The 13,351-nt window shown below is 71.6% G+C and carries 18 protein-coding genes; 6 read left to right on the plus strand and 12 right to left on the minus strand.

All coding sequences use genetic code 11. The features are described from left to right. The 3 genes from ppk2 to EHS43_RS22615 form a co-directional block, all read right to left on the minus strand. On the minus strand, positions 1-847 hold an 847-nt coding region (gene ppk2, locus EHS43_RS22605; protein WP_125192594.1), incomplete at its 3' end, for a polyphosphate kinase 2. 25 nt (positions 848-872) lie between these two features. After that, positions 873-1,109 carry a hypothetical protein gene (locus tag EHS43_RS22610; protein WP_031042469.1) on the minus strand — a complete coding sequence of 79 codons (237 nt, stop codon included), beginning with the start codon at positions 1,107-1,109 and terminating at the stop codon, positions 873-875. 19 nt (positions 1,110-1,128) lie between these two features. After that, entirely contained in the window at positions 1,129-2,283 is a 1,155-nt protein-coding gene (locus EHS43_RS22615; RefSeq protein ID WP_125192595.1) for an inorganic phosphate transporter, read from the minus strand. Positions 2,284-2,386: 103 nt separating this feature from the next. On the opposite strand from EHS43_RS22615, the gene EHS43_RS22620 reads away from it, so the two are divergent. From EHS43_RS22620 to EHS43_RS22630, 3 genes are read left to right on the plus strand one after another with little or no spacing between them, the layout of a single operon-like run. Further along, positions 2,387-2,782, plus strand: coding sequence for a helix-turn-helix transcriptional regulator (locus EHS43_RS22620; RefSeq protein ID WP_125192596.1), 396 nt, complete (start codon positions 2,387-2,389; stop codon positions 2,780-2,782). A gap of 9 nt (positions 2,783-2,791) precedes the next feature. Further along, positions 2,792-3,205 (plus strand): VOC family protein, encoded by a 414-nt coding sequence (locus EHS43_RS22625; RefSeq protein WP_125192597.1) that lies wholly within the window; start codon positions 2,792-2,794, stop codon positions 3,203-3,205. Positions 3,206-3,224: 19 nt separating this feature from the next. Further along, positions 3,225-3,971: a VOC family protein gene (locus EHS43_RS22630; protein ID WP_125192598.1), complete on the plus strand. Its 747-nt coding sequence runs from the start codon at positions 3,225-3,227 to the stop codon at positions 3,969-3,971. On the opposite strand, the gene EHS43_RS22635 is transcribed toward EHS43_RS22630, so the two are convergent. The 6 genes from EHS43_RS22635 to EHS43_RS22655 all read right to left on the minus strand — a co-directional run bounded on the left by EHS43_RS22635 (position 3,955) and on the right by EHS43_RS22655 (position 7,093). After that, positions 3,955-4,209, minus strand: coding sequence for a hypothetical protein (locus tag EHS43_RS22635; RefSeq protein WP_125192599.1), 255 nt, complete (start codon positions 4,207-4,209; stop codon positions 3,955-3,957). The two genes, EHS43_RS22630 and EHS43_RS22635, sit on opposite strands and share 17 nt — an antisense overlap. After that, complete coding sequence (locus tag EHS43_RS47955; protein WP_260470650.1) at positions 4,200-4,532, minus strand: DUF952 domain-containing protein; 333 nt, start codon at positions 4,530-4,532, stop codon at positions 4,200-4,202. Before EHS43_RS47955 ends, EHS43_RS22635 begins: the two co-directional genes overlap by 10 nt. A 9-nt stretch (positions 4,533-4,541) precedes the next feature. Next, positions 4,542-5,747, minus strand: a complete 1,206-nt coding sequence (locus tag EHS43_RS22640) for an RNA polymerase sigma factor (protein WP_260470651.1) — start codon at positions 5,745-5,747, stop codon at positions 4,542-4,544. A 5-nt stretch (positions 5,748-5,752) separates the two neighbouring features. Beyond that, the gene (locus EHS43_RS22645; RefSeq protein WP_125192600.1) at positions 5,753-6,166 is read right to left on the minus strand and encodes a YciI family protein; all 414 of its coding nucleotides are present in this window, start codon (positions 6,164-6,166) and stop codon (positions 5,753-5,755) included. 100 nt (positions 6,167-6,266) lie between these two features. Continuing rightward, positions 6,267-6,473: a hypothetical protein gene (locus EHS43_RS22650; protein WP_125192601.1), complete on the minus strand. Its 207-nt coding sequence runs from the start codon at positions 6,471-6,473 to the stop codon at positions 6,267-6,269. A 38-nt stretch (positions 6,474-6,511) separates the two neighbouring features. Then, entirely contained in the window at positions 6,512-7,093 is a 582-nt protein-coding gene (locus EHS43_RS22655; RefSeq protein ID WP_125192602.1) for a dihydrofolate reductase family protein, read from the minus strand. Positions 7,094-7,209: 116 nt separating this feature from the next. On the opposite strand from EHS43_RS22655, the gene EHS43_RS22660 reads away from it, so the two are divergent. Beyond that, positions 7,210-7,806 carry a TetR/AcrR family transcriptional regulator gene (locus tag EHS43_RS22660; protein WP_125192603.1) on the plus strand — a complete coding sequence of 199 codons (597 nt, stop codon included), beginning with the start codon at positions 7,210-7,212 and terminating at the stop codon, positions 7,804-7,806. 107 nt (positions 7,807-7,913) lie between these two features. On the opposite strand, the gene EHS43_RS22665 is transcribed toward EHS43_RS22660, so the two are convergent. The 3 genes from EHS43_RS22665 to EHS43_RS22675 form a co-directional block, all read right to left on the minus strand. Next, entirely contained in the window at positions 7,914-8,528 is a 615-nt protein-coding gene (locus tag EHS43_RS22665; RefSeq protein ID WP_125192604.1) for a GNAT family N-acetyltransferase, read from the minus strand. Positions 8,529-8,696: 168 nt separating this feature from the next. Further along, a complete protein-coding gene (locus EHS43_RS22670) occupies positions 8,697-9,878 on the minus strand; it encodes a family 2 encapsulin nanocompartment cargo protein polyprenyl transferase (RefSeq protein WP_260470654.1) in 1,182 nt (393 codons plus the stop codon). 245 nt (positions 9,879-10,123) lie between these two features. Then, complete coding sequence (locus EHS43_RS22675) at positions 10,124-11,530, minus strand: family 2B encapsulin nanocompartment shell protein (RefSeq protein ID WP_125192605.1); 1,407 nt, start codon at positions 11,528-11,530, stop codon at positions 10,124-10,126. 312 nt (positions 11,531-11,842) lie between these two features. On the opposite strand from EHS43_RS22675, the gene EHS43_RS22680 reads away from it, so the two are divergent. Both EHS43_RS22680 and EHS43_RS22685 read left to right on the plus strand, forming a co-directional pair. After that, positions 11,843-12,433 carry an N-acetylmuramoyl-L-alanine amidase gene (locus tag EHS43_RS22680; protein ID WP_125192606.1) on the plus strand — a complete coding sequence of 197 codons (591 nt, stop codon included), beginning with the start codon at positions 11,843-11,845 and terminating at the stop codon, positions 12,431-12,433. Positions 12,434-12,455: 22 nt separating this feature from the next. Further along, positions 12,456-13,349 (plus strand): 1-aminocyclopropane-1-carboxylate deaminase/D-cysteine desulfhydrase, encoded by an 894-nt coding sequence (locus EHS43_RS22685; RefSeq protein WP_125192607.1) that lies wholly within the window; start codon positions 12,456-12,458, stop codon positions 13,347-13,349. The last annotated feature ends 2 nt before the right edge of the window (positions 13,350-13,351 follow it).

Genomic DNA, 13,351 nt, shown 5'->3' on the forward strand with positions numbered 1-13,351 from the left:
CCGCCGCCTCGCCCACGATCCTCGGATCGGGTGTGCCGACGACCTCCTCGTCCTTGTCGGCGTAGTCGAAGCGGGCCAGCACACTGCGCATGGCCTCGACGCGGGCCCGCTTCTTGTCGTTGCTCTTGACCACCGTCCAGGGCGCGAACTGGGTGTCCGTCTCACGGAACATGGCGACCTTGGCGGCGGTGTAGTCGTCCCAGCGCTCCAGCGAGGCCAGGTCCATGGGGCTGAGCTTCCACTGCCGTACGGGGTCGATCTGACGGATGGTGAAACGGGTGCGCTGCTCGCCCTGGGAGACCGAGAACCAGAACTTCACCAGGTCCACGCCGTCGTCCACGAGCATCCGCTCGAACAGCGGGGCCTGCCGCATGAAGCGCCGGTACTCGTCGTCCGTGCAGAAGCCCATGACCCGTTCCACCCCGGCCCGGTTGTACCAGGACCGGTCGAACAGCACGATCTCGCCCTCGGTCGGCAGATGTCCGACGTAGCGCTGGAAGTACCACTGCCCGCGCTCGCGCTCGTTGGGCTTCTCCAGCGCGACCACGCGGGCGCCACGGGGGTTGAGATGCTCCGTGAAGCGCTTGATGGTGCCGCCCTTGCCGGCCGCGTCCCGTCCCTCGAAGACGATGACGAGCCGGCGCCCGGTCTCCTTGATCCAGCTCTGCAGTTTCAGCAGCTCGATCTGCTGAAGGCGTTTGTGCCAGTCGTACTCCTTGCGCTCCATGCGGTGCGCGTAGGGGTAGTTCTCCCGCCAGGTGTCGATCGGACTGCCGTCCGGGCGGATGAGCACGGGGTCGTCGGGGTCGGTGTAGTCGACCTTCAGGTCGGTCAGCAGGGGGGTCACCTTGCTCCCGTCTCGTCTCGGTGGATCAGTGGAACTGCGGCACGATGAGATAGATGCCGTATGCCACCACCGCCGCGCAGGCGAGGAAGCACAGGCCGGCCTGGGCGATGCCGAGCGTGGACGTCCCGGCGCCGTCGTCCTCCTGTGCCCCCTCGAAGCGGGCGAGACCGAGTACCCCGAGGGCGAAAACGACGACCACGGCGATCGTGACGCCGACGCTCACCGCGGTGACCTGGCCGAGTGCGGTCCAGTCGATGCTCATGACGTGAACTCCCGGGGTTTCAGGCGGCCGTGCCGACAGGGGCCGACGGCTCGGTGCGGAGGGTGACCTCGTGGGCGTCGTTGACGTTGTGCGCGCCGACCGGGTTGCGGCGGGAGACGAGCACGATGCCCGCGGCGACGGCGGCGCCGACCAGCGCGACCACGACCGTGCCGAAGTCACCGCCGTGCTTGACGGCACTCGCGGAGACGCCGCCGACCAGCGCGGCCGCCGGCAGGGTGATCAGCCAGGCCGCGACCATGCGCCCGGCGATGCCCCAGCGGACCTCCGCCAGCTTCCGGCCGAGCCCCGCGCCGAGGATGCTGCCCGAGGCGACCTGGGTCGTGGACAGGGCGAAGCCGAGGTGGGCGGAGGTCAGGATGACGGTGGTGGACGCGGTCTCGGCGGCGAAGCCCTGCGGGGACTGGATCTCGGTGAGGCCCTTGCCCATGGTGCGGATGATCCGCCAGCCGCCGAGGTAGGTGCCGAGGCCGATCGCGAGACCGGCACTGGCGATGACCCACACCGGCGGACCGGCGTCATGGCCGAGCGCGCCCGCGGAGATGAGGGTCAGGGTGATGACGCCCATGGTCTTCTGGGCGTCGTTGGTGCCGTGCGCGAGGGAGACGAGGGACGCGGAGGCGATCTGGCCGAGCCGGAAGCCCTTGGTCACCGAGTCCTTGCGGGCGCGGGCGGTGAGCCTGTAGGCGAGGTAGGTGGCGATCAGCGCCGCCACGCCGGCCACGACCGGGGAGGCCACCGCGGGGATCAGGATCTTCTCGACGACCTTGTCGAAGTGCACGCCGTGGGAGCCGGCACCGACCCACACCGCGCCGATCAGCCCGCCGAACAGGGCGTGCGACGAACTCGACGGCAGGCCGACCAGCCAGGTCAGCAGGTTCCACAGAATCGCTCCGACCAGCCCCGCGAAGATCATTCCGGGCGAGACCAGGCCGTCGTCCACGATGCCGCCGGAGATCGTTTTCGCGACCTCGGTGGACAGGAAGGCGCCGATGACGTTCAGGACGCCGCTCACCAGGACCGCGGTCCTGGGTTTCAGCGCGCCGGTGGCGATGGAGGTGGCCATCGCGTTGGCGGTGTCGTGGAATCCGTTGGTGAAGTCGAAGGCCAGGGCCGTGACGATGACGACCGCCACGAGGAACGTGATGTGGTCCATGCCTCCCATGGGAGCAAGCGCTTCCGTACGGCAGGAGAACGTCAGGCAAAGCCCGTTACAGGACCCCGCGCCCACCCGGTGAGCATCGTGCGATGCTGGCGTGATGGTGAGCATCGAGGACCTGGTGCGGCTGCGGCAGGCACGCGACCGGATGGACCGCGAGTACACCGAGCCGCTCGACGTGACCGCGCTCGCCCGCACCGCGCTGATGTCGCCGGGCCACTTCCAGCGCAGTTTCCGCGCGGAGTTCGGTGAGACGCCGTACGGCTATCTCATGACCCGGCGCATCGAGCGCGCGAAGGCCCTGCTGCGGCGGGGCGACCTGTCCGTCACCGAGGTCTGCATGGCCGTGGGGTGCACCTCCCTGGGCTCCTTCAGCTCGCGGTTCACGGAGCTGGTGGGCGAGACGCCGAGCGCCTACCGGGCCCGCTCCCACGAGGAGATCGCGGGCATTCCGCCGTGCCACGTCCGCAGGCACACCCGGCCCCGGCGGGCCTAACGTGGGGCCATGGACATCAAGCTCAAGAACTGCTTCATCGCCGTGGACGACCACGACAAGGCGATCGCGTTCTACCGGGACGTGCTGGGCATGGAGGTGCGCGGCGACGTCGGGTACGAGGGGATGCGCTGGGTGACGGTCGGCTCGCCGCTCCAGCCGGACCTGGACATCGTCCTGGAGCCGCCCGCCGCGGACCCGGACGCCTCCCCCGCGGACAAGGAGGCGATGGCCCGGCTGCTGGCGAAGGGGTTGCTGCGGGGGGTCAACTTCACGACGACCGACTGCGACGCGTTGTTCGCGCGCGTGCGGGAGTCCGGGGCCGAGGTGATCCAGGAGCCGACGGACATGCCGTACGGGGTGCGGGACTGCGCGTTCCGGGACCCGGCGGGGAACATGCTGCGGTTCATGGAGGTGTCGAAGTAGCGGCGCCTACGATCACCGCATGACTACCCGCTGGACGTACGCCTTCGTGGACCGGCCCGTGGCCCGCTTCGCCCAGGCCTGTGACTTCTGGACCGGTGTCACCGGTGGCCGCCTGTCCGAATTCCGCGGTGAGCGGCGGGAGTTCGTCACGCTGGTGCCGGGTGACGGGGCGGACGCCTGCGTCAAGCTCCAAGCCGTCGCCACCGGGCCCGGCGGTGCTCATCTCGACTTCTGCGTCGACGACGTACGGAAGTTCGCGAAGGCGGCACAGGCGCTCGGCGCGCATGTGGTCGCCGATCAGGGCACGTTGGTCGTGCTGCGCTCCCCCGCCGGCCTGCTGTTCTGCGCCGATCCCTGGCGCGGGCAGTCGGTCCGCCCGCCGGTGGTCCGCGGCAGTCGCCTCGACCAGGTCTGCCTGGACGTCCCGCCCTCCCTGTTCGAGGCCGAAGTCGCCTTCTGGGCGGCCCTGTTGCCCGACTGGGAGTCGCTGTCCGGGTCACTCCCCGAGTTCCACGTGCTCAAGCCGCCGGCCGGCCTGCCGGTCCGCATCCTCCTCCAGCGCCTCGGCGAGGAACGGCCCGCGGGCGCCCATCCGGACCTGGCCTGCGCGGACATCGGGGCGACGCGGGCCGAACACGAGCGGCTGGGCGCCGAGTTCGTCAGCGAGGGCGAGAACTGGACGGTGATGCGGGACCCCGCGGGCGGCCTCTACTGCCTGACGGGACGGGACCCGGAGACGGGCGGACTGCCTAGCCGGAGGAGATGAACGCGCAGGCGAGGACCGTCGGCCCCGCATCGGGGCCGGAGGCCGGGGTGGGGGTGGGACACGTGGACGGCCACTCCTCCGGGACCGGGGGCGTCGCGGTGTTCTCCTCCCAGCCGTACGGGCCCGGCGGCTCGGAGGAGTCCTGGAGCCAGAGCGTGAGCCCGCCCGCGACGACCACGAGGGCGGCCCACACCAGCAGCGCCCAGCGCCATGCCCGGCGCCGGGCACTCACCCCCACGGCTCGACGTCGACGACCGCGCCGACCGGGAGGGGCCCGTAGATGTGCGGGAACTCCTCCGCGCCGGGCTCGGGGGCCTCGTACTTCAGCGGTACGTCGAGGCGGGCGGGGTCGATGACGAGGAGCACCAGTTCGTCGGGGCCGTCGTAGGAGCCGTAGAGAAAGGCGGCGACGGGCGCCAGTTGCTCGCGCGTCGAGCAGTGGATGAACCCCTCCTCCTGGAGGGTGCGGCCGCGGGTCGAGATCTCGTACGTGCCCCGGGCGCGGGCCTCCTCCCAGAGCGAGCGTTCGGTCAGGTGCACGATGTGATGAGTGGCGGACATGCCGTCACGTTAAGGCCTGAGCCGTGCCGCCCGCCTCTGCAAATAGCGCTGCTCGGGCAGGCTCAGGGTCTTGGCGGCGGCCGCCTCGTACGCGGCCCGCGCCTGCTCGTACGCACCGGCCCGCTCCAGCAGGTGCCCGCGCACGGCGTCCAGGCGGTGACCCAACTCCCCGGTGAGCGCGTCCAGTTCCGCGAGCCCGGCGCGCGGCCCGCACACCATCGCGACCGCGACCGCCCGGTTCAGCCGCTCCACGGGTCCCGGCACGAGCCGGACGAGCTCGTCGTAGAGCCCGAGGATCTCGCGCCAGTCGGTCGCCTCCGGCGAGGGTGCCTCGTCGTGCACGGCGGCGATGGCCGCGCGGATCTGGTAGGGCCCGGCCCGGCGGCGGGCCAGTGCCCGGGTGACCAGGGCGACGCCCTCCTCGATCGCGGCCTTGTCCCAGCGGGTGCGGTCCTGTTCGTCGAGGGGGACCAGGTCGCCGCCGGGCCCGGTGCGGGCGTCGCGGCGGGCGTCGGTGAGGAGCATCAGGGCGAGCAGGCCCGCGATCTCGCAGTCGTCGGGGAGCAGCCGGTGGACCGCGCGGGTCAGGCGGATCGCCTCGCCGGCCAGGTCGCGCCGCTGGAGCGCGGGGCCGGAGGTCGCCGTATGCCCCTCGTTGAAGATCAGATAGAGCGTGTGCAGGACGGCCGGCAGCCGTTCCTCCCAGTGGTCGGGGCGTCCGAAGCCGGCGCCCCGCACCTTCTGCTTGGCCCGGCTGATCCGCTGGGCCATGGTCGCCTCCGGGACGAGATACGCCCGGGCGATCTCCGCCGTGGTCAGACCGCCGACCGCGCGCAGGGTGAGCGCGATCTGCGCGGACGCGGTGAGCTCCGGACGGCAGCACAGGAACAGCAGCGACAGGGTGTCGTCCTCGCGCGGAGCCCGGTCGGCGACCGGCGTGACGCGCGCGCTCAGCGCCGCCGCCTTCTCCTCCCGCGCCCGCCGCGCCTCGTCCGCGCGCAGCGTGTCGGTCAGCCGTCGCGAGGCCACCCTGATGAGCCACCCGCGCGGATTGCCGGGCACCCCCGCCGACGGCCACTGATCCGCCGCGGCCAGCAGCGCCTCCTGTACGGCGTCCTCGGCGCTGTCGAAATGGCCGTACCGCCTGACCAGCGCGCCGAGGACCTGCGGCGCGTGCAGGCGCAGCAGGTCCTCGGTCTCGCTCGTCGGCCGCACGGTTCTCAGATGTCCCCGGCGCCGTCCATGATGGGCCGGATGACCACCGGGTACTCGGGGGCGCCGGCGGGCTGCGGGCACTGGGCGATGCGTTCGGCGATCTCCGTGACCCGCTCCAGGCTCTCGCACTCCAGCACCCAGTAGCCGCACAGCAGTTCCTTGGTCTCGCTGTACGGCCCGTCGGTGATCACGGCCTTGCCGTCCGCGTCCCGGCTGACGTGCCGGACCTTCGCGGGCTCGGCGAGGCCCTGGGCGTCGAGGAACTCGCCGGTCTCGGAGAGGTCGTCGTTGATGGCGCTCATGAAGGCGTACATCGTCTGGATCTCCTGCTCGCTCCACGCCGGGGAGTGCTCGGAGCCCTTGCCGCGCATGGCCTCGTAGTCGGCCTGTGTTCCCTGCACCATGACCAGGTACTTCATGATTCCGCTCCTCGGACGCCTCGGTCGGCCCGGCCGCCCGGTCGCGGGCGGCCGGCTCTCACAGGGGACGTCGGAGCCGGGGACGGGTTCTCGACGCGGTTCAGGAACTTTTTCCGGCGGGTGCGCCGGGGGCGCCCCCGTGGCCCTGGTCAGGCTCGGCGGCCCTGTCGCCGTACGCCGCGCACTCGGGATTGCGGCACGGGCCGTCCGTCCACACGGGGACCCACGCACCCAGCGTCTTGTGACGCCGTACGACCGTCTCGACCGGCTGTCCGCAGACGGGACAGACGTGTTCGTCGCTGCCCATGCCCTCAGGGTAGGACGAAGGGGCCGCGCGCGCTCCCCTCAGCGTCTGCCGTACGTCCGCACCACCGCGCCGTTGCCGAAGACGCGCACCTCGTCGAGCGTGAACTCGCTGATGGGGAACCCGGCACCGAACATCGGCATGCCGGTGCCGAGGACGACGGGGTACGTCTTGACGACGAGCTCGTCGATCTCTTCGTGGAGTCGTCCCGCGAGCTCGGAGCCGCCGCACAGGTAGATGCCGAGCTCGCCGTCCTCCGATTTCAGTTGGCGCACCTTGCCGACCAGGTCGTCACCGATGATCTCGACGTGCGGGTCGGGCGACTCGGTGAGCGTGCGCGAGGCGACGTACTCGCGCAGGTGGCCGTAGGGGCTGGTGATGCCCTCCTTGAGTGCCACCTCGTAGCTGCGGCGGCCCTGGACGACCGTGTCGAACCTCCTGTGCTCCAGGTCGTGGATGCCGAGGGCCCTGCGGCCCTGGGCCGAGAGGGTCTCCGGGAACTCGGCCTTGAGGTAGGAGAGGAACTCCTCGTCGACGAACCGGTACATGAACGAGGCGTCACCGCTCTCGTCCCCGATGAAGCCGTCGATCGTGCAGGCGACGTAGTACGTCAGCTTTCGCAAGCGGGTCTCTTCTCGTAGGCTGCGCTTCGCTGTGAACCACGTCAGTTGTAGTACTTCAGTTGTAGTGGTTGCAAGACATTTTCCGTGCCGGACGTAACGGGGAGAGGGGATTCCGCATGGCCAGGAATCCTGAGCGCCGGGCCGCGCTCGTGGACGCGGGGGTCGAACTGCTCGCCCGCGAGGGGGCGCGCGGGCTGACGTTCCGCGCGGTGGACTCCGAGGCGGGGGTCCCGGTGGGGACGGCCTCGAACTACTTCGCCGACCGCGACGACCTGCTGAGACAGATCGACACCCGCCTCCACGTCCGGCTGGCCCCGGACCCGGACAAGCTCGCCGAACTGCTGACACGGCCGAAGGACCGGTCCCTGGTGGCGGCGTTCATGCACGACCTGATGGGCCGTGCGACCCACGACCGCACGGGCTACCTGGCCCTTCTGGAGATGCGCCTGGAGGCCACCCGCCGCCCCGAACTCCGGGCCTCCTTCACCAAGTCGGTCCGGGCGGACCTGGAGGAGGGCATCCGCTTCCACCACGAGACGGGCCTCCCGGGCGGCGCCGAGACGGTCACGGTGCTCTACCTGGCGATGCTGGGCCTGCTCCTCGACCACCTGACCGTGCCCGGCGCACTGGAGGGAGTACTGCCGGGGGTGGGGGTGCCGGATGGCCTGGTGGAACGGATCGTGGAGACGGTGGTACCGACGGGGGGCCCGTGAGGGCCCGGGCCACCGGGTCGGGCCCGAGCCGCTCGTCACCTCGGCGCCGGGGGTGACCACACCGGCGGCGTCCTCCCCGCCGCGACCCCGAATCGCTCTCTCCGGTACTACCGCGAAGCGCCCGGCTCGCGCCACATCGGCCACATCCGCGGTCCGCCCGGCAGGTCGAGGGGGCGGTCCACGAGCTGGAATCCGAGCCGTTCGTACAGCCCACGGCTTCGCTCGCTGCTCGCCTCCAGGTAGGCAGGCAACCCGTCCCGGTCGCACCGCTGAAGGACCGACCCGATGAGCGCGGTGCCGAGCCCCTCGCCCTGGCGCTCGGGAGCCACGCCGATCATCCACAGGTACTCGTGGGCCCGCCCGGCCGGATGCACCTCCGCCGTGAGCCGGCCGATCAGCTCGATGCGCTCGTTGCCCGGGTCGAGAGCCTCCCGCAGCGCGGCGAACTCGTCCTCGCCGTCCTGCGCGTCATGCCCGTCACCCTCGTCCGCCGGGACCGGCAGCCACAACGCGCACGCGGTCCCCTCCTCCGTGACGTCCACCCGCCCCTCGGCCAGCACGATGTCCACGAACGCGGCCATCAGCCGGGGATGCGTCGTACGGCGGTACTCCTCCTCCGGGAAGATCCACCCACTGACCGGATCGTCCTGGAAGGCCGAGTCCAGCAGACGCGCCACCAGCTCGCGATCGTCCGCGCCGGCCGTCCGTATCGCCACGCCCATGCCCCACCCCTTCAACCCAACCACCTTTGGCAACAAGGGTGTTGAGACTATCCGGTGAGCATGCGAAAGCGGGCCCCGCACACCGTGGGGATGTGCGGGACCCGCAGGCCGGAACCCCCGGGCACCGCGCGGAGTCAGGACCGCGCGATGCCCGGTGCTCCGGGGTCCTCAGACGCTGCGCCGCGTCACGAACTCCGCGAGACAGAGCAGTCCGCCCGCAGCCTCCGGATCGGGCACCGCACGAGCCAGCTGACCCATCGCCCTCGCCATCCGGTCGGCCGCCTGCACCTGCGCCCAGTCACGGCCCCCGGCCTCCTCCACGACCAGGGTCGTACGCGCCAGGTCCTCGCCCGCGTACGGCGCCGCGTACAGGCCGGCCAGTTCCGCGGCCGCCGGCGTGCCGGAGGTGAGCGCGGCCACGACCGGGAGGGACTTCTTGCGGGCGGCGAGGTCCGCGCCGACCGGTTTGCCCGTGCGGCTCGGGTCACCCCATATGCCGATCACGTCGTCGATGAGCTGGAAGGCGAGACCCGCCTCCCGGCCGAACGCGTCCAACGCCTCCACGTCCTCGGCGGACGCTCCCGCGTAGAGCGCGCCGAGTGCACAGGCGCACCCGAGCAGCGCGCCCGTCTTGGCCTCGGCCATCGCGAGCACCTGGTCGAGGGTGACCTCGCCGGGGCCGAGCCCCTGCATGGCGGTGTCCTCGTGCTGGCCCTCGCACAGCTCGACGACACAGGTCGCGAGCCGAGCCGCCGCCGCTGCCGCCGCGGGGTGCGGGTCCTCGGCCAGCAGCCTGAGTGCCAGCGCCTGGAGGGCGTCCCCGGCCAGGATCGCGTCGGCGTCGCCGAACACGGTCCACGCGGTGGGGCGGTGCCGGCGGGTGGTGTCGCGGTCCATCACGTCGTCGTGCAGCAGCGTGAAGTTGTGGACCAGCTCCACCGCCACGGCCGCCCGGACGGCCGCCGCCCGCGCCCGGTCCCCGCCGAGGGCGGCGGCCGCGGTGAGGACGAGTGCGGGCCGTATCGCCTTGCCCGCGTTGCCCGCGGACGGGGTGCCGTCGGCGTGCTCCCAGCCGAAGTGGTAGCGCGCGATCCGGCGCAGGGCGCCGGGCAGCGACTCCACCGCGGAACGCAGCTCGGGGTCGACCGACGCCCGGACCCGCTCCAGGATCACGGCGGCCTCGTGCCCGTCGAACGGGTCCGCCCGCCCGGCCGAAGCCGTGTCCCGGGCCGAAGCCGTGTCCCCCGTCGGCGTCCTGTCCCCGGCCGACGCCGTGTCCCCGGGGGGCCCGGCGGCCGATGCCTCCGTCTCCTCGACGGCCGCTGCCCCGGCCCCCCTGGCGGCCGGCACCTGCGCACCTCTCGCAGTCGGCGCCCGCGTCCCCCCGGCGACCGGCGCCCCCGCCTCCGGCCTTTCCGCTGCCAGTGCCTGTGTGCCCGTCGTGAACTCGGCCATGGAACCCCCCTCGGTCAGTCCGCGGACGGTGGCGCTTGCGCTGTGGGCGGCCACGCTCCCCCGGGGCGTCTCCACCCCGGTGTCCGACCGGGATGTACCCGCCCCGGCGGGCGGGGACACGGCTCCCGGGCTCGGGACCATCACCTCCAGCGGCCGATCTCGACGTTCTCCAGGACTCCCAGCGCGTCCGGCACCAGCACGGCCGCCGAGTAGTAGGCCGTCACCAGGTACTTGATGATCGACTGTTCGTTGATGCCCATGAAGCGCACCGACAGGCTCGGCTCGATCTCGTCCGGGATACCGGCCTGCTGGAGGCCGATGACACCCTGGTCCGCCTCACCGGTACGCATGGCGATGATCGAGGTGGTCCGCTCAGGGGTGACCGGGATCTTGTTGCACGGGTAGATCGGCACCCCGCGCCAGGTGGGGATGCGGTTGCCGCCCACGTCGATCGTCTCGGGAACCAGCCCGCGCTTGTTGAGCTCACGGCCGATCGCGGAGATCGCGCGCGGGTGGGCGAGCAGAAGCTTGGTACCCCGGCGGCGGCTGAGCAGCTCGTCGAGGTCGTCGGGGCTGGGCACGCCGTCGTGCGGCTGAAGGCGCTGGTCGTACTCGCAGTTGTTCAGCAGGCCGAACTCACGGTTGTTGACGAGCTCGTGCTCCTGGCGCTCCTTGAGTGCCTCGACGGTCAGCCGGATCTGCTGTTCCGTCTGGTTCATCGGCTGGTTGTAGAGGTCGGCCACCCGCGTGTGGATGCGCAGCACGGTCTGGGCGATGCTCAGTTCGTACTCGCGGGGCCGGGCGTCGTAGTCGACGAAGGTGTGCGGGATGTCGGGCTCGCCCTCGTGGCCCGCCGCCAGGTCGATCTCCTTCTCGCCGTACTTGTTGGTGCGTTGCGAGGGGATCGCGCGCTGTTCCCGGAGGTGCTCGCGCAGGGCCTCGGCGCGCTCCGCCACCTGGTCGACGTCCTGGCGGGGCAGCACGAGGACCGTGCAGGCGGTGGCCGCGCGGGCGGTGTACTCCCAGATGGCGTCCGGGTCGAGGAGCGCCTGGTCGCCGAAGTAGGCGCCGTCGGCGAGGACTCCGAGCACGGCGTCGTCCCCGTAGGGTCCGGTGCCGACCTTCTCGACCCTGCCGTGCGCCAGCAGGAACACCTCGTCGGCCTGGGCGCCGAAGGAGGCGATCACCGAGCCCGGGGTGAACTCCCGCTGCTGGCAGCGCTGGGCGAGCTCGGAGAGCACCTCGTCGTCCTCGTACGACCTGAGGGCCGGCAGCTCGCGCAGCTCGTCCGGGATGACCTCGACGCGGTCCCCGGTCTTCACGAAGGTCACCCTGCCGTCGCCCACGGCGTAGCTCAGGCGTCGGTTCACCCGGTACGTACCGCCCTGGACGTTCACCCAGGGCAGCATGCGGAGCAGCCAGCGGGAGCTGATCTCCTGCATCTGAGGCGCGGACTTGGTGGTGGTGGCCAGGTTCCGCGCGGCCGCCGTGCCGAGGCTCTGCTGCGGCCGGTTGTGCTCGGTGCGGACCTCTTCGCCTACCGACATAAGGAATGCCCTCCCAGTACATGCCCGGACGCGATCTGCGCCCGGGCATCGATGTGCAGGAGCAAGCCTTCCTCACGGAGCGTGCCGGTGCTATTACACGAAAGAGGGGGAATGGATCATCGCAAGGCTGGGCATATGCGCGGTTCCTGACCACTGACGTGCAGTCAGTTGCCCTTACCAGACCGGAATTTGACTGTCCGAATCAGCTCGCACGCTGTGCGAACGAGGAGTCGGAGGCCCCCGCTTTCGGTACAAGCACGGTAGAGGCCGGCCGCGGTCGGTGGCCGGCCACGCAGAGTGAAGGAGGGAGCCATGGCCTCACCCATGTCCGCGGGCAGATTCCTTGCCGTCCTGCGGGCCGAGGGCGCCACCGTCGTCGAGGTCGGCGACTGGGAGCACCACAACCGCAACCACGTCGGCGCCTGGGGACCGGTGCACGGCGTGATGATCCACCACACGGTGAGCAGGGGCGGCGCGGCGACAGTGGAGTTGTGCCGCAAGGGCTACACCGACCTGCCGGGCCCTCTGTGCCACGGCGTGATCACCAAGGACGGCACCATCCATCTCGTCGGCTACGGCCGGGCCAACCACGCCGGTCTCGGTGACGACGACGTCCTGCGGGCCGTGATAGCCGAGTCGGCGCTCCCCGCCGACAACGAGGCCAACACCGACGGCAACCGCCACTTCTACGGCTTCGAGTGCGAGAACCTCGGCGACGGCGAGGACCCCTGGCCGGCGGCCCAGCTGACGGCGATCGAGCGGGTCTCCGCGGCGGTGTGCCGCCACCACGGCTGGACGGAACGGTCGGTCATCGGCCATCTGGAATGGCAGCCGGGCAAGGTGGACCCGCGGGGCTTCACGATGGCCTCGATGCGAAGCCGGATACGGCAGCGCCTGCGGTGACCTCGCAGGTCACAATGGGGGCGTGACCGGCCTCGACACCCTGCGCCCCCGCCTGCCCTCGCCGCTGCAGGAGCTGTCGGACCCCCGCTTCGCCCGGCGCGGCCTGCGTCTTCTGCTCAAGCGCGACGACCTGATCCACCCCGAGCTGATCGGCAACAAGTGGCGCAAGCTCGCGCCGAACCTCACCGCGGCGGTCGGCCGTACGGTCGTCACCTTCGGCGGCGCGTACTCCAACCACCTGCGCGCCACGGCCGCCGCGGGCCGCCTTCTGTCCCTGCCCACGGTCGGTGTGGTCCGCGGCGACGAACTCGCCGACCGCCCCCTGAACCCCTCCCTCGCCCGGTGCGCGGCCGACGGCATGCGCCTGCACTTCGTCGACCGGGCGACGTACCGCCGCAAGACCGAACCGGACGTCCTCGCGCGCGTGCTGCGCGCGGCGGGTGCCGAGGACGCGTACGTCGTCCCGGAGGGCGGCAGCAACGCGCTCGCGGTACGGGGCTGCCGCGCGCTCGGCGAGGAGCTCTCCGGCCAGGCGGACGTGGTCGCGATCGCCTGCGGCACCGGCGGCACCCTGGCGGGCCTCGCCGCGGGACTCGGCCCGGACCAGCGCGCCCTGGGCATACCGGTCCTCAGGGGCGGCTTCCTGACCGCCGACATCAGGGCGCTCCAACGCGGGGCCTTCGGTGGCCCGCGCGGTGACTGGGCGCTCGACGAACGCTTCCACTTCGGCGGTTACGCCCGCACCACACCCGCGCTGGACGCCTTCGCCACGGACTTCGAGAACCGTCACGGCGTGCCCGTGGAACGTCTCTATGTCGCCAAGTTGCTTCATGGATTGGTCACCCTCGCCGAGGAGGGCGCCTTCCCGCGCGGGGCGACGCTCGCGGCGGTGGTCACGGGCCGCCCCCTCCCCTGACC

The organism is Streptomyces sp. RP5T (genome assembly GCF_003933965.1).
GTDB lineage: Bacteria > Actinomycetota > Actinomycetes > Streptomycetales > Streptomycetaceae > Streptomyces.

What these genes read in the sequence shown, in the direction of transcription:
- EHS43_RS22610 (WP_031042469.1), bottom strand. Translation starts at nt 1,109, where the DNA reads ATGAGCATCGACTGGACCGCACTCGGCCAGGTCACCGCGGTGAGCGTC.
- EHS43_RS22620 (WP_125192596.1), top strand. Translation starts at nt 2,387, where the DNA reads ATGGTGAGCATCGAGGACCTGGTGCGGCTGCGGCAGGCACGCGACCGG.
- EHS43_RS22675 (WP_125192605.1), bottom strand. Translation starts at nt 11,530, where the DNA reads ATGTCGGTAGGCGAAGAGGTCCGCACCGAGCACAACCGGCCGCAGCAG.
- EHS43_RS47955 (WP_260470650.1), bottom strand. Translation starts at nt 4,532, where the DNA reads ATGTCCGCCACTCATCACATCGTGCACCTGACCGAACGCTCGCTCTGG.
- EHS43_RS22625 (WP_125192597.1), top strand. Translation starts at nt 2,792, where the DNA reads ATGGACATCAAGCTCAAGAACTGCTTCATCGCCGTGGACGACCACGAC.
- EHS43_RS22680 (WP_125192606.1), top strand. Translation starts at nt 11,843, where the DNA reads ATGGCCTCACCCATGTCCGCGGGCAGATTCCTTGCCGTCCTGCGGGCC.
- EHS43_RS22660 (WP_125192603.1), top strand. Translation starts at nt 7,210, where the DNA reads ATGGCCAGGAATCCTGAGCGCCGGGCCGCGCTCGTGGACGCGGGGGTC.
- EHS43_RS22630 (WP_125192598.1), top strand. Translation starts at nt 3,225, where the DNA reads ATGACTACCCGCTGGACGTACGCCTTCGTGGACCGGCCCGTGGCCCGC.
- EHS43_RS22665 (WP_125192604.1), bottom strand. Translation starts at nt 8,528, where the DNA reads ATGGGCGTGGCGATACGGACGGCCGGCGCGGACGATCGCGAGCTGGTG.
- EHS43_RS22615 (WP_125192595.1), bottom strand. Translation starts at nt 2,283, where the DNA reads ATGGACCACATCACGTTCCTCGTGGCGGTCGTCATCGTCACGGCCCTG.
- EHS43_RS22650 (WP_125192601.1), bottom strand. Translation starts at nt 6,473, where the DNA reads ATGGGCAGCGACGAACACGTCTGTCCCGTCTGCGGACAGCCGGTCGAG.
- EHS43_RS22645 (WP_125192600.1), bottom strand. Translation starts at nt 6,166, where the DNA reads ATGAAGTACCTGGTCATGGTGCAGGGAACACAGGCCGACTACGAGGCC.